Origin of the sequence: uncultured Sphingomonas sp., from assembly GCF_936927845.1 — a bacterium.
Taxonomy (GTDB): domain Bacteria; phylum Pseudomonadota; class Alphaproteobacteria; order Sphingomonadales; family Sphingomonadaceae; genus Sphingomonas.
Genome location: NZ_CAKZHV010000031.1, coordinates 40207 through 57662 on the forward strand (window position 1 = coordinate 40207; position 17456 = coordinate 57662).

The 17456-nt window shown below is 68.3% G+C and carries 22 protein-coding genes; 15 read left to right on the forward strand and 7 right to left on the reverse strand.

Annotated elements, in window-relative coordinates:
• Positions 1–30: 30 nt before the first annotated feature.
• The 5 genes from Q0579_RS05020 to Q0579_RS05040 all read right to left on the reverse strand — a co-directional run bounded on the left by Q0579_RS05020 (position 31) and on the right by Q0579_RS05040 (position 2531).
• Positions 31–342: a flagellar protein FlgN gene (locus Q0579_RS05020; RefSeq protein WP_298809793.1), complete on the reverse strand. Its 312-nt coding sequence runs from the start codon at positions 340–342 to the stop codon at positions 31–33.
• Complete coding sequence (locus tag Q0579_RS05025; RefSeq protein ID WP_298809795.1) at positions 329–616, reverse strand: flagellar biosynthesis anti-sigma factor FlgM; 288 nt, start codon at positions 614–616, stop codon at positions 329–331. Before Q0579_RS05025 ends, Q0579_RS05020 begins: the two co-directional genes overlap by 14 nt.
• A gap of 69 nt (positions 617–685) precedes the next feature.
• Entirely contained in the window at positions 686–1195 is a 510-nt protein-coding gene (locus tag Q0579_RS05030; protein WP_298809796.1) for a flagella basal body P-ring formation protein FlgA, read from the reverse strand.
• A complete protein-coding gene (locus Q0579_RS05035) occupies positions 1192–1728 on the reverse strand; it encodes a flagellar motor protein MotB (RefSeq protein WP_298809797.1) in 537 nt (178 codons plus the stop codon). The genes Q0579_RS05030 and Q0579_RS05035 overlap by 4 nt, the downstream gene beginning before the upstream one ends.
• Positions 1725–2531 carry a MotA/TolQ/ExbB proton channel family protein gene (locus tag Q0579_RS05040; protein ID WP_298809799.1) on the reverse strand — a complete coding sequence of 269 codons (807 nt, stop codon included), beginning with the start codon at positions 2529–2531 and terminating at the stop codon, positions 1725–1727. The genes Q0579_RS05035 and Q0579_RS05040 overlap by 4 nt, the downstream gene beginning before the upstream one ends.
• Positions 2532–2623: 92 nt before the next feature.
• Here Q0579_RS05040 and flgB point away from each other — a divergent pair, with 92 nt between their 5' ends.
• From flgB to Q0579_RS05115, 15 genes are all read left to right on the forward strand, one after another.
• A complete protein-coding gene (flgB, locus tag Q0579_RS05045; RefSeq protein ID WP_298809802.1) occupies positions 2624–2974 on the forward strand; it encodes a flagellar basal body rod protein FlgB in 351 nt (116 codons plus the stop codon).
• A 4-nt stretch (positions 2975–2978) separates the two neighbouring features.
• Positions 2979–3386: a flagellar basal body rod protein FlgC gene (gene flgC / locus Q0579_RS05050; protein WP_298809805.1), complete on the forward strand. Its 408-nt coding sequence runs from the start codon at positions 2979–2981 to the stop codon at positions 3384–3386.
• 2 nt (positions 3387–3388) lie between these two features.
• Positions 3389–4054 carry a flagellar hook capping FlgD N-terminal domain-containing protein gene (locus tag Q0579_RS05055; RefSeq protein WP_298809808.1) on the forward strand — a complete coding sequence of 222 codons (666 nt, stop codon included), beginning with the start codon at positions 3389–3391 and terminating at the stop codon, positions 4052–4054.
• Between the two features lie 46 nt (positions 4055–4100).
• The gene (locus Q0579_RS05060; RefSeq protein ID WP_298809811.1) at positions 4101–5348 is read left to right on the forward strand and encodes a flagellar hook protein FlgE; all 1248 of its coding nucleotides are present in this window, start codon (positions 4101–4103) and stop codon (positions 5346–5348) included.
• Positions 5349–5386: 38 nt separating this feature from the next.
• Entirely contained in the window at positions 5387–6139 is a 753-nt protein-coding gene (flgF, locus tag Q0579_RS05065) for a flagellar basal body rod protein FlgF (protein WP_298809814.1), read from the forward strand.
• Between the two features lie 61 nt (positions 6140–6200).
• On the forward strand, positions 6201–6989 hold the full coding sequence (gene flgG, locus Q0579_RS05070) for a flagellar basal-body rod protein FlgG (protein WP_298809818.1): 789 nt from the start codon (positions 6201–6203) through the stop codon (positions 6987–6989).
• Positions 6989–7714 (forward strand): flagellar basal body L-ring protein FlgH, encoded by a 726-nt coding sequence (locus tag Q0579_RS05075; protein ID WP_298809821.1) that lies wholly within the window; start codon positions 6989–6991, stop codon positions 7712–7714. Before flgG ends, Q0579_RS05075 begins: the two co-directional genes overlap by 1 nt.
• Before the next feature lie 50 nt (positions 7715–7764).
• On the forward strand, positions 7765–8889 hold the full coding sequence (locus tag Q0579_RS05080) for a flagellar basal body P-ring protein FlgI (protein WP_298809948.1): 1125 nt from the start codon (positions 7765–7767) through the stop codon (positions 8887–8889).
• A complete protein-coding gene (locus Q0579_RS05085) occupies positions 8886–9227 on the forward strand; it encodes a rod-binding protein (protein ID WP_298809823.1) in 342 nt (113 codons plus the stop codon). The genes Q0579_RS05080 and Q0579_RS05085 overlap by 4 nt, the downstream gene beginning before the upstream one ends.
• Positions 9224–10558, forward strand: a complete 1335-nt coding sequence (flgK, locus tag Q0579_RS05090; protein WP_298809826.1) for a flagellar hook-associated protein FlgK — start codon at positions 9224–9226, stop codon at positions 10556–10558. The genes Q0579_RS05085 and flgK overlap by 4 nt, the downstream gene beginning before the upstream one ends.
• On the forward strand, positions 10558–11487 hold the full coding sequence (flgL, locus tag Q0579_RS05095) for a flagellar hook-associated protein FlgL (protein ID WP_298809828.1): 930 nt from the start codon (positions 10558–10560) through the stop codon (positions 11485–11487). Before flgK ends, flgL begins: the two co-directional genes overlap by 1 nt.
• Before the next feature lie 125 nt (positions 11488–11612).
• Positions 11613–12476: a flagellar motor stator protein MotA gene (gene motA, locus Q0579_RS05100; RefSeq protein WP_298809830.1), complete on the forward strand. Its 864-nt coding sequence runs from the start codon at positions 11613–11615 to the stop codon at positions 12474–12476.
• Between the two features lies 1 nt (position 12477).
• A complete protein-coding gene (locus Q0579_RS05105; protein ID WP_298809832.1) occupies positions 12478–13383 on the forward strand; it encodes a flagellar motor protein MotB in 906 nt (301 codons plus the stop codon).
• A gap of 255 nt (positions 13384–13638) precedes the next feature.
• On the forward strand, positions 13639–14457 hold the full coding sequence (locus Q0579_RS05110) for a cold-shock protein (RefSeq protein ID WP_298809836.1): 819 nt from the start codon (positions 13639–13641) through the stop codon (positions 14455–14457).
• Positions 14458–14582: 125 nt separating this feature from the next.
• Complete coding sequence (locus tag Q0579_RS05115; protein WP_298809839.1) at positions 14583–15434, forward strand: glutaminyl-peptide cyclotransferase; 852 nt, start codon at positions 14583–14585, stop codon at positions 15432–15434.
• Positions 15435–15710: 276 nt separating this feature from the next.
• Here the strand turns inward: Q0579_RS05115 and Q0579_RS05120 are convergent, their stop codons facing one another.
• Entirely contained in the window at positions 15711–17063 is a 1353-nt protein-coding gene (locus Q0579_RS05120; protein WP_298809841.1) for an ammonium transporter, read from the reverse strand.
• A gap of 25 nt (positions 17064–17088) precedes the next feature.
• On the reverse strand, positions 17089–17427 hold the full coding sequence (locus Q0579_RS05125) for a P-II family nitrogen regulator (protein ID WP_219769185.1): 339 nt from the start codon (positions 17425–17427) through the stop codon (positions 17089–17091).
• Between the last annotated feature and the right edge of the window lie 29 nt (positions 17428–17456).

Consider the following 17456-nt stretch of genomic DNA (forward strand, 5'->3'; position numbering starts at 1 on the left):
AGCGCGCCTCAGCGCGCCAGGCGGTGCGTGTCAGGCGTAGGCGAGCTTGCCGCGGCCGTAGGCGCCGGCAGAGTCGCCGGACAGGACTTGCAGGCGGCGGCGAACATTTGCCGCCATCAGGTTGACGTAGATGCGGCAGGTGTCGTTCAGCCGGTCGGCTTCCTCGGCGAGCCCGCGCAGCTCGGGCGTCGCCGGGCCATCGCCCAGCGCCTGCAACGTCTCGATCGCCTTCAGCTTTCCGCTCGTCGCGCGCTCCAGCCCGGCGACGTCGTTGGTCTTGAGCGCGGAGATCTCGGCGTGCAGCGCGTCGATCACGCGCACGAGGGCGTCACGACGCGTCATGCGACATCCATTCGTAGCGCGCGGCGATCAGCGCGTCGGCGACGCTGGCGGGGGAGAGCGGGAAGCGACCGTTCTCGACCGCATCCTTGATCAGCGCGACGCGGCCGGTATCGATCGGTGCCGACGCGGCCATGGTCTTCGCGAGCGTCGGCGTCGGCATCGCGGCCTGCGCCGGGGCGGCCGTCACCGCGGGCGCGGCTGCTGCCACCCGTGTGACTGCGCCGATGCGCAGATCGTTCGCCTTGATCGTCGTCGGTTTGACCGAGTCCACCATGTCCGCACCTGTTGGTCGTCGCTGACAGGCGAACAAACGGCCGTTCCGCGGAGGAGTTTAGGACTTTTTTCATTCGCTCCAGCCGGGCAGCGTTGCACGGCCGGTGTCGACCGCCACCGCCTGTACCGGGCGCGGCGTGCCGTCGACGCGAACCATGAAGCGTGCGCCGGGCGCAGCATCGCCGATCGCGACACCCTCGCGCGTGATCGAGAAACCGTCGGAGCCTGCCTCGATCGTCACGGGATCGCCGCGGCGGATCACCGGCGGCAGTGCCTTGGGCGTCATCGCCGCGCCCGCGCTCACCACCGCGGGCGTTGCGGCTGCGGCGCGCGGCGGGGCAAGCACGGGCACGAAGATGCGCCAGTCGGGGCCGGCGCACGACACCACCACCGCGTCGTGTGCCTCGCTGCGCCATGACAAGGCGACGGTCGGGCATTGCGCGAGCCGCAGCCGCGGATCGACGACGGCGCGCGCGCCGCCCTCGCTGCCGATCGGGCGCGCGGTGAACGCTGCAACCGCGCGGTCGAGCGAACTGGTATCCTGAAAGGCGGCGGCGGCGAGAAGCGCGAGAATGATCATGGTGTTCCTTCCTCACCGATAAAGGCGAGCGTGATGAGGACGTGGCGCGCGCGTCGTGCGCCGGCCTCGGCGTTGGAAATCTGGGTGCGCTCGATCGGCACGCCGCGCGCCGCGAGCGCCGCGGCGACTGCGCGCGCGCGGTCGTTGGCGAGCAGCGCGGCGCTGCCGGTCGCTCGGTCGATATCGGCGGCGCTGCCATCGGTCGCGCCGGTGATACGCAACGCGACCCGCGGATCGCGCAACTCGCCGCGCGCCCAGGCGGCGAGCGCGTCGGGGCTGGCGGGCAGGGCCGCGGAGCCGCGCGCAAAGCCGCTCACCACCTCGGCGGCGACCGCGAGCGGGGGCGGGGTCACGCCCAGCCCGACCGCGACCGCGCGCGTGATCGCGCGCGGGCCGAGCTGCCGGTTCGCCTCCAGCAGCACGAAGAAGCCGACCAGCAGCAGCGCCAGATCGGCGAGCGTGATCAACCACAACGGCCGTGCGGTTGCGAAGGCGGGAAAGTCGTCTTCTCGCGTAGGCAGGTGAACCGTCATGCCGCGTTCGCCCGGATCGGCGCGACGCTCATCGGCCGCGGCGCTTCGCGCGTCGCCAGCGCGATCAACGGCGCAACCAGCCGCTGCCGCTCACCCGCCTCGATCCGCGCGGCTGCGCGCAACCGGGCCGCGATCGGCATTGCGACGAGATTGGCGACGAGCGCACCGTAGAGCGTCGCGAGCAGCGCCACGGCCATCGCGCCGCCGATCGCGGCGGGGTCGCTCATCCGCGTGAACATCACGACCAGTCCGACGAGTGTGCCGACCATGCCCATTGCAGGTGCCGTCTCCGCCGCGCCGGCCCAGCAATCCGCGGCCGCCAGGTGGCGCTCGATCCGGGCGCGTCGGCGCGCGTCGAGCTCGGCCGCGATCACCTCGGGCGCGACGCCGTCGACCACGCCGGCGATGCCTGCCGCCACATCGGCGTCGGCGATCACGCTGCGGTCGAGCGCCATGGCGCCGTGCCGCCGCGCGATCCGATCCTGCGCGGTGATCTGTTCGAGCAGCGCCGTGGCCGAGAAACGCCGCCGAGCGAGCACACGCAGCGCCGCCAGTGCGCGCATCAGGTCCGCCGAGGGCGTGCGTAGCGCGGTTGCCAGCATCGTGCCGCCGACGACGATGGCGAGCGCGACGGGATCGAGAAAGGTGCCGGGAGTCATCGCGCTCGCATCCGCAAGCGTCGTGCCAATCAAGCGCGGCGATAGTTTGTGGTCACCGTCCAGCCACTGCATCGGCGAGGCGGCAAGTGCGCTTGCCGGCAACCGGCAACCCTTTGCCGGCCGCGCCGCCGCGGTGCGCTTCACGGACCCACGCTTCTCCCACGCCTGCGAATTGGCACGCGCTTTGCTGATGTTCCCGCGAGCGCCTTGTCGGCGCATCGCAGGAGGCAGGGCACATGGCTGGCGACAGTCTGTTCGGGGTACACGGAAACGCACTGGAGGTGCGCGCGCAGCGGATGGGCGTGCTCGCGTCCAACATCGCCAATGCGTCGACCCCGGGTTTCAAGGCGCGCGACGTGGACTGGAAGTCGGCGCTGGCGAGTGCGAGCGCGGGCGGCAACGTCGACGCCGGCATCACCGCGCAGACCAAGTACCGCGTGCCGAGCCAGCCGAGCATGGACGGCAACACCGTCGAGCTCGCGTCCGAGCAGACCGCCTTTGCCGAGAACGCGGTGCAATATCAGACCACGCTGTCGTTCCTGAACGGGCGCATCGGCCAGATCACCCGCGCGCTGAAGGGGGAATAAGCGCATGAGCACGCCCGTCACCATCTTCCAGACCGCGGGGCGCGCGATGTCCGCGCAATTGACGCGGATGAACACCAGCGCGTCGAACCTGGCGAATGCGGGCGGCATCGCCGGGACCGCGGAGGCCGCGTACAAGACGATCAAGCCGGTGTTCCGCACCAGCTACGACGCCGCTTCCGGGCTCTCGACGGTCGATGTCGAGCGCATCGTCACCGCGGGCGAGGCGCCGACCAAGCGCTACGACCCCGCCAATCCGATGGCGGACCGCGACGGCAACGTGTTCGAGGCCGCGGTCGATGAAACGCGCGAGCTGGTCGACATGATGGAATCGGCGCGCACCTACCAGAACAACGTCGAGGTGATGCAGACCGCCAAGTCGCTGATCATCGACACCCTCAAGCTGGGCCGCTGAGCATGACCACGATCACCGGCACCGCCGGCACCAACGCGGCGACCACCGCCAATACCGCGCTCACCGGCGCGAAGACCACGCTGGGTCAGAGCGATTTCCTGAAGCTGATGACCGCGCAGATGAAGAACCAGGATCCGTTCAATCCGGTCGACAACACGCAGATGATCGCGCAGATGGCGCAATTCTCCTCGCTCGCCGGCATCACCGAGATGTCGACGACCTTGAAGGCGATCAGCGACAAGCTGGGTGCGACCACCACCGCCGACGCGGTGAGCTACATCGGCAAAACCGTGCTGACGCCGGGCACCACTGCCTATGCGCGCACGTCAGGCGGGGTCGCGGGCGCGATCGAGCTGGGCGGGGCGGCGAGCGAGGTCGGCGTCACGATCACCGACGCGAACGGCATGGTGCTGAAGAACCTGTCGCTGGGCGCACAGACCGGCGGGACCGTTTCCTACGACTGGAACGGCAAGACCGACGCCGGCGAGGATGCGGGCGCCGGTCCCTTCACCGTCAGCGTGGCGGCGTCGAACGACGGGCAGTTCGTATCGGCGACCAACCTCGTGTGGGCGCCGGTCCAGTCCGTGTCCACCGCCACCGGCCAGACGATGCTGACCGCACCCGGCCTCGGTGAAATCCCCGCCAGCGCCGTTCGCCAGATCGGCTGACTTCTCCCCAAACGCCCGTTTTCACCCCTTTCTCGGAGTTACGCTCATGTCCTTTTACACCTCGCTCTCGGGTCTCCAGGCCGCGCAGACCGATCTGTCGACGATCAGCCACAACCTCGCCAATGTCTCGACCAACGGCTTCAAGAAGTCGCGCAGCGAGTTCGCGGACGTGATGGCGTCGAACTTCACCTCCGATCCGCGCCGCATGGTTGGCTCGGGCGCGGTGCTGCAGCAGAACCGCCAGCAGTTCAGCGAGGGCAGCCTGCTGACGACGGGCAATTTGCTCGATCTGACGGTGGCGGGAGACGGTTTCTTCGCGGTGCGCATGCCCAATGCGGTCGGGACGCAGGCTTATACGCGCAACGGTTCGTTCTCGGTCGATCCCAACCGCTTCATCACCGACTCGCAGGGCAGCCGGTTGCAGGCGTACGCGGTCGAAACCGACGGCACCGTGCCCGCCAACAGCAAGGTCGGCGACGTGCGCATCCCGCTGAACAGCGGCGAGGCGGTCGCGACCGGTTCGGTGACGCTGCAGATGAAGCTGAACGCCGCCGCGACGCAGATCGCGGGCAATTTCAACGCCGCCGACGCGTCCACCTATAACACCGCGACCAGCACCTCGATCATCGATGCGGCCGGGAACACGACCACGCTGACCAATTATTTCGTCAAGGATGCGGTCGCCGATGCGTCGGGTGCGACCTCGTGGACGATGTACAGCTATGCCGCGGGCGCGCCGCTCAACAACGGGCAGGGCACCAAGGTGACGTTCGACGGCGACGGCAACATGACCGCGCCGAGCGGTGCGATCTCGCTCTCCACCGCGGCCGGTGGTGCAGGAACCGCGCAGCAGACGATCTCGTTCGACCTGACCGGCAGCACCGCCGCCAAGCAGCCCTTCGCGGTCGTGTCGCGCAGCCAGGACGGGAAGGCCAAGGGCGAATTCTCGGGCGTCGCGGTCGATGAATCGGGCATCATCACCGCCAGCTACTCGAACGGTGATACCGTGAAGCTCGGCAAGGTCGCGCTGGCGAACTTCGTCAATCCGACGGGTTTGAAGCAGAACGGCGGCAATTACTGGACCACCACCGGCCTGTCGGGACAGGCGACGATGGGCACGTCGAACGAGAACGGCTTCGGCAAGCTGATGTCGGGGACGATCGAGGGATCGAACGTCGACATCACCGAGGAGCTGGTCAATCTGATCGCGGCGCAGCGCAACTTCCAGGCGAACTCGAAGGCGCTCGATACCGCGAGCCAGATCTCGCAGACCATCTTCAACATTCGCGCGTAATCGAGCCGGGCCAAAAACAAGGATTGGGAGCAGGATAGGTGGACAAGCTCGTCTATACCGCGGCGACCGGCTTGCGCGCGCAGATGGCGGCGCAGGCGGCGATCGCCAACAACATGGCGAACGCGTCCACCACCGGCTTTCGCGCCGACCGCGTCGTGTTCGACCGGATCACGCTGTCGGACGGCACCTCCGCGCTGTCGGCGCGCCAGCCGACCGCGGAGGAGGTGACCGACGCCGACCGGACGCCCGGCACCATCAATCAGACCGGGCGCAACCTGGACGTCGCGCTGACCGGCAATGATAGCTGGCTGGCGGTGCAGGCGGCGGACGGCAGCGAGGCGTACACGCGCCGCGGCGACCTGTCGGTCACGCAATCGGGCACGCTGCAGACCGGCGACGGGTTCCTGGTGATGGGGCAATCGGGTCCGATCACGATCCCGCCGTACCAGTCGCTCTCGATCGCGGGCGACGGCTCGATCTCGATCGTCCCGCTCGGCGCCGCGGCGACCGAGACGACGGTCATCGACAAGATCAAGCTCGTCTCCGACAAGGGGTCGACCACGGTGAAGGGGCTCGACAACCTCCTCCACGTCAAGGGCGGGGGCAACCTGCCCGAGAATCTGGATGCCAAGCTCGCCTCGGGCGCGCTCGAGGGATCGAACGTCGACATGACGCAGGCGCTGGTCGACATGATCGAGAACCAGCGCAGCTACGAAGTGCAAGCCAACCTGCTGAAAGAAGCCAAGTCGATGGACGAATCGAGCGCGTCGCTGATGCGGCTGCCGAGCTAGCGCCCAGGCTCGCTGATCCACCTGCCCACCGCCCACGAACCAAACGAACAGGAACCCGCCCATGACCACCGCCGCCATGCACATCGCGCGCACCGGGCTTGACGCCCAGGACATGCGGATGCGCGTCATCTCGAACAACCTCGCGAACGTGAACACGACGGGGTACAAGCGCGACCGCGCGGCGTTCGAGACATTGTCGTACCAGGTCGTGACCGCGGCGGGTGCGGCGTCGAGTTCGGAGAGCAAGTACGCGACGGGCCTGAATCTGGGCACCGGTGTGCGCGTGCAGGGCACCGCGCGGATGGATACGCAGGGCGCGACGCAGCAGACGGGCAATTCGCTCGACATGATGCTCGACGGCGACGGTTACTTTCAGGTGCAATTGCCGGGCGGTGAGCTGGGCTACACGCGCGCGGGCAATTTCTCGCGCAGCCCTGAGGGCCAGTTGATCACCAGCGAGGGCTATCAGGTGATGCCCGGGATCACCATTCCGCCCAATGCGACGCAGGTGACGATCGGCTTGGACGGTACCGTGTCGGCGACCGTGCCGGGGCAGACCGAGGCGCAGAACCTAGGCCAGATCCAGGTCGCCAGCTTCCCCAACGCGGCGGGCTTGCAGAGCACCGGCGACAATTATCTTCGCGAAACCGCGTCGTCGGGTGCCGCCAATCTCGGCATCGCGGGCGAGGACGGGCGCGGCAAGGTGCGCCAGGGCGCGCTCGAAGCGTCAAACGTCAACGTGGTCGAGGAACTGGTCGACATGATCGAGACGCAGCGCGCGTACGAGGTCAATTCCAAGATGATCTCGGCCACCGACGAGATGCTCAAGTACGTGAACCAGAATATCTGATGGCCAGCCGTATGCCCCATTCCATATCCGCGCACTGGATCGAACTCGCGCTCGGCGCGACCGCCGCCGCGCTCGTCGCCGCCGCCGTTGTGCCGTCCTCGGCCGACGCGAAGCTGTTCGGCGCGAAGAAGCCGCCGGAGGATTTCACCGCAGTGCGTGCGCCGATCGTGCCCGCCGCGCCGCCGCCCGCCGACGGCGCGATCTTTCACGTGTCGGACGGTTACGGCGCGCTGACCGAGGGCTGGCGCGCGCGGCGCGTCGGCGATCCGCTGACCATCGTGCTGGTGGAGCGGACCGCGGCGTCGAAGACCGCGTCGTCGAAGCTCGATTCGACCGCGGCGGGCGGGCTGACCCCGCCCGCGACCGGGCCGCTGTCGTTCATCGACCCCAATTCGATCCGCGCCAGCGGCAACCGCAACTTCAACGGCGCCGGCTCGGCCGACCAGGCCAATTCGCTGTCGGGCGAGGTCTCGGTCACGGTCGCGCAGGTGTATCCCAACGGCACGATGCTGGTGCAGGGGCAGAAACGCGTCACGCTCAATCGCGGCGACGAATATGTCCAGATCAAGGGGCTGGTGCGGATGGCGGACGTCGACATCAACAACCGCGTGCCCTCCACCCGCGTCGCCGACGCGCAGATCGCCTATACCGGCAAGGGCGACGTCGCGCGCGCCAGCCGGCAGGGCTGGCTGTCGCGCTTCTTCGGCGTGATCTCACCGTTCTGAGCGGCAGCGTTAGCGCCGCGGTAACCATGACCCGTCTAGGTTCGCGCATCATGACAGGCTTCATTCCCGCTCGATCGCTCATCCGCCATCTGGTCGCGGCCGCGCTGGCGCTGGTCGCGCTCGCCGCACCCGCGCAGGCCGACCGGATCAAGGACCTGGGCGGGTTTCAGGGCATCCGCTCCAACCAGTTGACCGGTTACGGCATCGTCGTCGGGCTGCCCGGGACGGGTGACGACAACCTCGAATATACCGTGCAGTCGGTGAAGGCGGTCGCCTCGCGCTTCGGGCTGCAACTGCCCGCGGGCGTCAATCCGGGGCTGAAGAACGCCGCGGTGGTCATGATCACCGCCGATCTGCCGCCGTTCGCCAAGCCGGGACAGCGGATCGACATCACCGTCGCGTCGATGGGCAAGGCGAAGTCGCTTCGCGGCGGCAGCCTGGTGCTCGCGCCGCTGTTGGGGGCCGACGGGCAGATCTACGCGATGGCGCAGGGCAATCTCGCGGTCGGCGGGCTGGGCGCGGAGGGCAAGGACGGATCGCAGATCGTCGTCAACGTGCCCTCGACCGGGCGCATCCCCGAAGGCGCAACGGTGGAGCGCGCGGTCGCGACCGGGTTTGCCGACACGCCGTTCCTGACTTACAATCTCCAGCGCGCCGATTTCACCACCGCGCAGAACGTCGCCGCGGCGATCAACCGCCGGCTGGGCTTCGGCACCGCGCAGGCGATCGACGCGGTGTCGGTCGCGGTGCGCGCGCCGGTCGGCGCCGACATCCGCGCGGGGTTGATGAGCCAGATCGAGAACCTCGACGTCGCCAGTGCCGAGCCGCCCGCCAAGGTGATCGTCAACGCGCGCACCGGCACGGTCGTCATCAACTCCGCGGTGCGCGTCGGCGCGGCGGCCGTCACCCACGGCAAGCTGACCGTCCGCATCGACGAGAACCAGCGGATCAGCCAGCCTGCACCCTTCAGCCAGGGCCAGACCGCGCTGGAGCGCAAGTCGGGTGTCGCGGTGGAGGAGGAGCGCAAGCCGATGTTCCTCATCAACCCCGGCCCCAAGCTCGCCGACGTGGTGAAGGCGGTGAACGCGATTGGCGCGAGCCCGGCCGACCTCGTCGCGATCCTGGAAGCGTTGAAGGAAGCGGGTGCACTCAAGGCGGAGCTGATCGTCCTGTGACCGATACCCCCAATATCGCGGGCGCAACCGCGTCGCTTACGCCGACCACTGCGACCAGTACGTTCGCGCGCGCGAATACCAAGGAGAACCTCGCCAAGGCGGGGCAGCAGTTCGAATCGGTGTTCACCGGCATGATGCTGAAATCGATGCGTCAGGCGAAACTCGCCGACCCTTTGTTCGACAGCAAGGCGCTGGACACGTTTCGCGACATGCAGGACCAGAAAACGGTGCAGGCGATGGCGGAACACACGCCACTCGGCATCGGCCGCGCGATGACCGAGTTCCTGGGGCGCGCGCAACCGAATCTTAACGGCGGCGGTGGCACACTGCCCGAATGAGCGATCTCCTCTCCATCGGCGCCAGCGGGGTGCGCGCGTTTCAGGGCGCGCTGACGACGACGTCGGAGAATATCGCCAATGCGGGCACGGCGGGCTACGTGCGCCGCACCGCGACGATGGCCGAGGTGTCGTCGGCGGGGCTGAAGGGGATCAACGGCTACGGCGTGACCGTGACGGGCACGCAGCGCGCCGCTGACGCGATCCGATCGGCTGCGGTGCGCAGCGCGGGGGCGGACCTGTCGCGCACGCAGGCGGGCTCGGCCTGGCTGGATCGTATCCAGACCGCGCTGACCGGCGCCGACGTGTCGGGCCGGCTGACCAGTTTCTACACCTCAGCGACCGCGCTCGCCGCCGATCCGGCCTCGCTCGCGCAGCGGAGCGTGATGCTGGAGAATGCGCAGGGCGTGGCAGCCGGTTTCGCCGCCACCGGTGCTGCGCTGACGCAGGTCATGGCCGACCTCGACCAGACCGCCGACGGCGACGCGGCGACCTTGTCCAACCTCGCGGGTGCGCTCGCCAAGGTGAACGACGGGCTCGGCAAGGCGAGCGCGGGCAGCGCGGGCGCGGCGAGCCTCGCCGATCAGCGCGACCGGTTGCTCGAACAGATGAGCGCGCTGTCCGATGTGGCGGCGAGCTTCGACGCGGCGGGCCGCGCGACCGTGAAGCTCGGCGGCGACGCCGGGCCGACGCTCGTGGCGGGCGGCAGCGCCGGGCAGGTTTCCTACGCGCGCAGTGCGCAGGGCAACGTCACCTTCACGGTGACGCGCGGCAAGGATGCGCAGACGTTCCAGCCGAGCGGCGGCTCGCTCGCCGGCATCGCCGATGCGGCGCAGCGGATCGTCGACACGCGCGGACTGGTCGCCGACACCGCGCGCGATTTCGCCGCGGGCGTCAACGACGTGCAGGCGCAGGGCCGCGACCTGAACAACAACGCCGGCATGGCGATGTTCGCGGTCGATCCGGCCGACACCACCCGCATCACCGTCGCGATCACCGATCCCAAGCAGATCGCCGCCGCTTCGGCCGGCGGCGGCACGCGCGACGGCAGCAATCTGGCCAATCTGCAGGCGGCGCGCGCCAGCGGCGCTTACGAGGCGGGGATCACCGGGCTCGTCGCGGGTAACGCCGCCGCGATCGCCAACCGTCAAATCGTCGGCGAGGCGCAGAATGCGATCCTCACCGGCGCGACAACGGCGCGCGACTCGGTCAGCGCGGTCAACCTGGACGACGAGGCGGTGCAACTGCTCCGCTTCCAGCAGGCATATCAGGCCTCCAGCCGCGTCATTTCAATCGCCAAGGACGTGTTCCAGTCGCTGATGGAGATCCGCTGATGTCGGTCAGTTTCGCCGCCAGCGGATTCTACGGCCGCTCCGCCGCGTCGATGAACGCGCTGACGCAGCGCGCCGAGGCGTTGCAGACGCAGGTATCGACCGGCAAGAAGCTGCAAGCGCCGTCGGACGACGCCGTCGCCTATCAGCGACTGCAGGGTCTGCGCACCGCCGGCGCGAACGACGCGGCGTTCGGTGCCAACGTCAAGATCGCGCAGAGTGTGCTCGCGCAGGCTGATTCGACGCTGGGTTCGATCGGCGACCAGTTGCAGAAGGCAAACGAGCTCGCGGTGCAGGCCGGCAACGGCACGCTGTCCGACGACGCCAAAAAGGCGATCGCGACGCAGCTGAAGGACGTGCTGTCGAGCATCGTCGGGCTCGCCAATGCGAAGGACGCGCGCGGTGCGCCGTTGTTCGGCGGATCGGAAGCGCTGGCGGCGGGGCAGGCGGAAACACCGGCGGTGACGCAGCTCGCGAGCGGTGCGCTCGCGTTCGCCGCGGGACAGCCGTCTGCGATCCCGATCGGCGATGGGCAGAGCGTGCAACCGAGCGTCGCCGCGCGCGACGTGCTCACCGTCAAGGGCGCGGACGGCAAGGCGGGGCGCGACCTGGGTGAAGTGCTGACGGCGATGATCGCGACGCTGGAGGCGGGCGGTACGCTGTCGAGCGACGACACCGCCGATCTGGCGACGGTCACCGCGCAGAACACGCAGGCGCAGGCCTCGGTCGGCGCGCGCGCGGTCCGCGTCGACTTGCAGGCGGCGTATTTTACGCAAGTGTCGACCGACCGCGAGGCGGCGCGTTCCGACATGGAGGACGTCGACGTCACCACCGCGATCACCGAATTGCAGAAGACGATGACGATCCTGTCGGCAACGCAGGCGAGCTTTTCCAAGCTCTCGCAGCTGTCGCTGTTCGATTACATCCGCTGATCGCCACGAACGGCAGCCGACGGGTCGTGAGCCGCGGCAAACGACGCCTCCTTTTCTCGCGCGCTTAACCACTTCGCTACCACCGCGCGGTTAACCATGCGGACGAATAGCCCAGGGAATCGCGCATGTTCGCCGGTATCGGCCTCGTAGTCCTCCTCGTCATGGTGTTCGGTGGTTTCGCGATCACCGGCGGCGCGCTCGGCCCGGTGTTCGAGGCGATCCCGCACGAAATGCTGATCATCGGCGGCGCTGCCGCGGGCGCGCTCATCATCGGTAATTCCGGCAAGGAATTGAAGGCGATGGGCGGCGGGCTCGCCAAGGTGTTCAAGGGCCCGAAGTACAAGAAACAGGATTATCTCGACGTCATCTTCCTGGTGTCGAAACTAATGAAGATGCTGCGGATGGAAGGCCCGATCGCGCTGGAGCCGCACGTCGAGGACCCGTCGTCCTCCGCCGTCTTCGCCGAATATCCGCGGCTGTTGAAGGACCACACGCTGGTCAACCTGATCGCCGACACGCTGCGCCTCGTCGTCGTGTCGTCGGGCACGCTCGACGTCCACGCGGTCGAGGAGGTGATGGACAATGCGATCAAGACGCACCACCACGAGGTGGAGGGGCCGCACACCACCTTGTCCAGCCTCGCCGACGCGCTGCCCGCGCTCGGCATCGTCGCGGCCGTGCTCGGCATCGTGAAGACGATGGGCTCGATCGACAAGCCGCCCTCGATCCTGGGCGGCATGATCGGCTCGGCGCTGGTCGGCACGTTCATGGGCGTGCTGCTCGCCTATGGCATCGTCTCGCCGCTCGCGGGGCGGTTGAAGCAGGTGATCGACGCCGACGCCGCGATCTATCACGTGGTCAAGCAGATCATCATCGCCTCATTGCACGGCCATCCGCAGCCGCTGGTGATCGAGGCGGCGCGTTCGGGCATCCAGCACAAGAACCAGCCCGGCTTCGCCGAAGTGTTCGACGGCCTGCGCGGCAAGTAGGATGGCGCGCGCACCGCACGGCGCGAACGTGCCGCCCAAGATCATCGTCAAGAAGATCTACATCGAGGGTCACGGCGGCCATCACGGCGGCGCGTGGAAGGTCGCCTACGCCGATTTCGTCACCGCGATGATGGCGTTTTTCCTGCTGCTGTGGCTGCTGGGTGCGACGACCGAAAAGCAGCGCAAGGGCATTGCCGATTATTTCGCGCCGACGCTGATCGACAACAAATCGCTCGGCGTCGGCGGCGTTGGACCGTTTGGTGGCGAGTCGATCATGTCACAGAACAAGCTTGGTCCGCAGGCCGGTCAGTCGAGCATGCAGGCAATCACCGCGATCGTCCGGTCGGCAGGGGGTGCGCAGAAAGGCTATGGTCCCAAGGGATCGCTTCGCAGCAGCCCTCGCGACGTAATGGTGGAGGATCAGAAGAACTTCGCCAAGTTGAAGCGTGAAGTAATGGATCGCCTGGCCCGAAAAGCCGACATCGCGAAGCTCGCCAAGCACATCCGCTTCACCATGACGCCCGAAGGCATGCGGATCGACCTGGTCGACGACGCGGATTATTCGATGTTCGCGCTCGGCACGACCGCGCTCGATCAGCGCGCGTCCGAGCTGATCGGCACGGTCGCGACCGGCATCGCGGCGACCAGCAACCCGATCATGATCCGCGGTCACACCGACAGCCTGCCCTACGGCGACCCGCGTGCGATGAACAACTGGATGCTCTCGTCCGGCCGCGCCGAGGCGACGAGGCGCAGGCTGGCGCTCGCGGGCATCCCCGAATCGCGCTTCTACCGGATCGAGGGCGTCGCCGACCGCGAACCGATGATCACGAACGTGCCGGGCGACCCGCGCAACCGCCGCGTCGCGATCACATTGCTCTACCGCGCGGGATCGTTCGGCGCCTGAGGCGGCGAATCATTCCACCACAGGCTCTTGGTAAAGCCGCGCAGGTGCGGTACGTTGTGCGTATCCTGCGATAGATTTAGCACAAACCGGCTTTTTCGCGTCTGCACCTGCACAAAACGAGTCGCGGAGCCGTTCGCGATAGGTTATGCGAGGAGCAAGGCGCTTATTCGATCGCGCCCCGGAAGCCACGTTCGCCGTCCTGCACGTGGGTTTCGCAATGGATGCGACGGGCGGACCGGGAAGTTGAACAGGGTTATGGGTTACGACAAGGGCGGCCGCGGTGCACGCGGTGGGCGTGGACGCGACAAGCGCGACGATTTCGGCGGCGGTGATTTCGGTGGCGGCTTCGGCGGCGGCTTCGACAGCGACCGCGGCGGCTTCGGCGGCGGCGGCTTTGGTGGTGGCAGCGGCGGCTTCGGCGGTGGCAACCGTGGCGGCTTCGGCGGCGGTGGCTTCGGTGGCGGCGGCGGTGGCGGCGGTTACCGCGGCGGCGGTGGCGGCTTCGGTGGTGGCGGCGGCGGTGGCCGCGGCATGCCCCCGCAGGTCGTCGGCGAGGGCACCGGCGTGGTCAAGTTCTTCAACGCGCAGAAGGGTTTCGGCTTTGTCGTGCGCGACGACGGCGGCGAGGACGTGTTCGTGCACATCTCGGCGGTCGAGCAGGCGGGCCTCTCGGGTCTGGCCGAGGGTCAGCCGCTCGGCTTCACCCTGGTCGACCGCGGCGGCCGCATCTCGGCGACTGACCTCAAGATCGACGGCGAGCCGATGCCGGTGCAGGAGCGCGCACCGCGCGACGGCGGTTTCGGTGGCGCACCGGGCGGTCCGCGTGGCGGCCAGGGTGCCCCGCAGCGCTCGCTGACCGGCGAGAAGGCGACCGGCACGGTGAAGTTCTTCAACGCGATGAAGGGTTTCGGCTTCATCCAGCGCGACGACGGCCAGCCGGACGCGTTTGTCCACATCTCGGCCGTCGAGCGTGCGGGCATGCCGACGCTCAACGAGGGCGACCGCCTCAGCTTCGAGATCGAGGTCGATCGTCGCGGCAAGTACGCAGCGGTGAACCTCGCACCGAACAGCTGATCGACCGATCAGGTGATTGGGGCGGCCCGTTCGGCACGACGCCGGGCGGGCCGTTCTCGTTCAAGCGCATCCTCGCGAACGCTCCCGCATCGACGCGTTCGCACGAACAGGGCAAGGTGGCAGGCATGACGCTGCGTTGGTTGGTTCTTCCCACGGCCGCACTCGCTGGCGCCGGTGCCGCGCTCGCGCTGCGCGCGCCCGACGCTGCCCAGCCGCAACAGCCAGCCGCGACCGCTGCGCCCCCGGCCGGTGGTGCAGCCGCCGCGCCGGTCAGCGCGCGCCCGCCGCTGCTCACCCCGCGCGTCGTCGCCCGCTTCCCCCATGACGCGCAGGCCTTTACCGAAGGGCTCGTCTGGCACGACGGCGCTTTGTACGAGAGCGTCGGGCTCGAGGGGCGCTCCGACGTGCGCCGCGTCGATCTGGCCACCGGCAAAGTGACGACACGCGTCGCTATTCCGCCGGCGCAGTTCGGCGAGGGGCTGGCGGCCTACAAGGACCGGCTGGTCAGCCTGACCTGGCACGACGGGATCGCGCATCGCTGGTCGGCGCGCACGCTCAAGCCGCTCGGTACCGCGCGCTACACCGGCGAGGGCTGGGGGCTGACCAGCGACGGACGCGCGCTGATCCGCTCGGACGGGTCGGCGACGCTCACCTTCCACGATCCCGTCACCTTCGCCGAGCAGCGCCGGCTCGACGTGACCCTGAACGGTCGACCGATCACGCAGATCAACGAGCTCGAATGGGTCGACGGCGCGATCCTCGCCAACGTCTGGCACGCGCCGTTCCTGGTGCGGATCGATCCGGCGAACGGCCACGTCACCGCGATCGTCGACCTGCGCGCGATCGTCGCCGAGGTCGGTGCGACCAACCCGGAAGCGGTCGCCAACGGGATCGCCTGGGACGCGGGCAAGCGTCGCCTGTTCGTCACCGGCAAGCTGTGGCCGACCATGTTCGAGATCGCGCTGCCCGCGGCGTGATCGGGCGAGCGTAACGTCGAAGCGCTGAGCCGTCGAAGCGGAGGTGGGGCGCGCCGCGGCGGTCCTAACCCTGCGTGCTCACGTGCAGACCGCCGCCGAGATGGCGGCACCACCGTGAACATCCGCTGGCTCCTCGCGGGAGGCCTCACGCCCATGCGTGCAGCAAAAAAAGAGCCCGGTACGTCGCCGTACCGGGCCATAGGTGTTTGTCCGCAGGAGGAACATCGTGATGGGCGCGGGGGCCAGGATCAGGACCGGGCCCGCGCCCGAAAACCGTCAGTAATTGTAGGCGCGCTCACCGTGCTCGCCGAGGTCGAGACCCTCACGCTCGACATCGGGGGCGACGCGCAATCCGGTCAGCGCGCGCGCGGCGAGCATCGCGACCGCGGTGCCGACGCCGGTCCAGATGATGGTGGTGACCACCGCCTCGACCTGGACGATCAACTGGTGCGCCATGTCATAATCGGGCTTGCCCGGCCCGCCGAGTGAGGGGGCGTACACGATCGCGGTGCCGATCGCGCCGACGATCCCGCCGACGCCGTGGACCCCGAAGGCGTCGAGCGCATCGTCGTAGCCGAGCTTCGGCTTCACCACCGACACGGCGTAGAAGCAGATCACCGAGGCGACCGCGCCGAGCACGATCGCGCCGAACGGCCCCGAATTACCCGCCGCCGGGGTCACCGCGACAAGCCCCGCGACCACGCCCGAACAGAAGCCCAGCGCCGAGCCCTTGTGACCGTTCAACCGCTCGGCCAGCATCCAGAACAAGGCACCCGACGCGGTCGCGACAAAGGTGTTGATCATCGCCAGCCCGGCCGAGCCGTTCGCCTCCAGCGCGGAGCCGGCGTTGAACCCGAACCAGCCGACCCACAGAAGCCCGGTGCCGATGCCTGTCATCGTCAGCGAGTGCGGCACGATCCGCTCGGTCGGGTAACCGATCCGCTTGCCGAGGATCAGCGCGGCGACGAGCGAGGCGACACCGGCGTTGATGTGCACCACGGTGCCACCGGCGAAGTCGAGCGCGCCCATCTTGAAGAACAGCCCGCCCGATGCCCACACCATGTGCGCAATCGGAAAATAGACGATCGTCAGCCAGATCGCGGCGAAGACCATGACGGCGGAGAATTTGATCCGCTCGACCATCGAGCCCAGCACCAGCGCGACGGTGATGGCGGCAAAGGTCATCTGGAAGCAGACAAAGACATATTCGGGGATCGCCACGCCCTGCGTAAAGGTCGCCGCCGTGCTCTCCGAAGTGACGCCGGCGAGGAACGCCTTGCCCAGCCCGGAGACGAAATCGTTGCCGCCGTCACCGAAGGCGAGCGTGTAGCCCCACATCACCCAAATCAGCATGGCGAGACACGCGACCGCGCCGATCTGCGTCATCGTCGACAACATGTTCTTGGTACGCGTCAGCCCGCCGTAGAAGAGCGCAAGGCCGGGCAGGATCATCATCATGACCAGCAAAGTGCTGGTCAGCATCCACGCGGTATCGCCCTTGTTGACGGTCGCGGTCGCCGCTGCGGCGGGCGCCTGTAGTGCCGCGTCCTGCGCCCAGGCGGGCAGCGCGGCGACGAGCGCCAGCCCCGCGCCCGCGAGGCCGATGCCCCGCAATCCGGTACGTTCCATCGATCGCTTCATTCCCCAACCCCCGTCAGAGTGCGGTGTCGTCGGTTTCGCCGGTGCGGATGCGCACCGCCTGTCCGACCTCGAGCACGAAGATCTTGCCGTCACCGATCGCGCCGGTGTTGGCGGCGGCCTGCACCGCTTCCACGACACGGTCGGCCATCTGGCTCGCGCACACGACCTCGATCTTGATCTTGGGCACCATGTTGGTGCTGTATTCGGCGCCGCGGTAGATTTCGGTCTGCCCCTTCTGGCGACCGAACCCCTTCACTTCGGACACCGTCATGCCCGCCACGCCGATCGCGGTGAGCGCCTCGCGCACCTCGTCGAGCTTGAACGGTTTGATGATGGCAATGACCAGCTTCATCGCGCCCCCTTCCCTGTAGCGAGAAGAGG

Excerpts from the sequence above, each read along its gene's own strand:
- Q0579_RS05020 (WP_298809793.1), bottom strand. The coding sequence starts at position 342 with ATGACGCGTCGTGACGCCCTCGTGCGCGTGATCGACGCGCTGCACGCC.
- Q0579_RS05025 (WP_298809795.1), bottom strand. The coding sequence starts at position 616 with ATGGTGGACTCGGTCAAACCGACGACGATCAAGGCGAACGATCTGCGC.
- Q0579_RS05030 (WP_298809796.1), bottom strand. The coding sequence starts at position 1,195 with ATGATCATTCTCGCGCTTCTCGCCGCCGCCGCCTTTCAGGATACCAGT.
- Q0579_RS05035 (WP_298809797.1), bottom strand. The coding sequence starts at position 1,728 with ATGACGGTTCACCTGCCTACGCGAGAAGACGACTTTCCCGCCTTCGCA.
- flgB (WP_298809802.1), top strand. The coding sequence starts at position 2,624 with ATGGCTGGCGACAGTCTGTTCGGGGTACACGGAAACGCACTGGAGGTG.
- flgC (WP_298809805.1), top strand. The coding sequence starts at position 2,979 with ATGAGCACGCCCGTCACCATCTTCCAGACCGCGGGGCGCGCGATGTCC.
- Q0579_RS05055 (WP_298809808.1), top strand. The coding sequence starts at position 3,389 with ATGACCACGATCACCGGCACCGCCGGCACCAACGCGGCGACCACCGCC.
- Q0579_RS05060 (WP_298809811.1), top strand. The coding sequence starts at position 4,101 with ATGTCCTTTTACACCTCGCTCTCGGGTCTCCAGGCCGCGCAGACCGAT.
- flgG (WP_298809818.1), top strand. The coding sequence starts at position 6,201 with ATGACCACCGCCGCCATGCACATCGCGCGCACCGGGCTTGACGCCCAG.
- Q0579_RS05075 (WP_298809821.1), top strand. The coding sequence starts at position 6,989 with ATGGCCAGCCGTATGCCCCATTCCATATCCGCGCACTGGATCGAACTC.
- Q0579_RS05080 (WP_298809948.1), top strand. The coding sequence starts at position 7,765 with ATGACAGGCTTCATTCCCGCTCGATCGCTCATCCGCCATCTGGTCGCG.
- flgK (WP_298809826.1), top strand. The coding sequence starts at position 9,224 with ATGAGCGATCTCCTCTCCATCGGCGCCAGCGGGGTGCGCGCGTTTCAG.
- flgL (WP_298809828.1), top strand. The coding sequence starts at position 10,558 with ATGTCGGTCAGTTTCGCCGCCAGCGGATTCTACGGCCGCTCCGCCGCG.
- motA (WP_298809830.1), top strand. The coding sequence starts at position 11,613 with ATGTTCGCCGGTATCGGCCTCGTAGTCCTCCTCGTCATGGTGTTCGGT.
- Q0579_RS05105 (WP_298809832.1), top strand. The coding sequence starts at position 12,478 with ATGGCGCGCGCACCGCACGGCGCGAACGTGCCGCCCAAGATCATCGTC.
- Q0579_RS05110 (WP_298809836.1), top strand. The coding sequence starts at position 13,639 with ATGGGTTACGACAAGGGCGGCCGCGGTGCACGCGGTGGGCGTGGACGC.
- Q0579_RS05115 (WP_298809839.1), top strand. The coding sequence starts at position 14,583 with ATGACGCTGCGTTGGTTGGTTCTTCCCACGGCCGCACTCGCTGGCGCC.
- Q0579_RS05120 (WP_298809841.1), bottom strand. The coding sequence starts at position 17,063 with ATGGAACGTACCGGATTGCGGGGCATCGGCCTCGCGGGCGCGGGGCTG.
- Q0579_RS05125 (WP_219769185.1), bottom strand. The coding sequence starts at position 17,427 with ATGAAGCTGGTCATTGCCATCATCAAACCGTTCAAGCTCGACGAGGTG.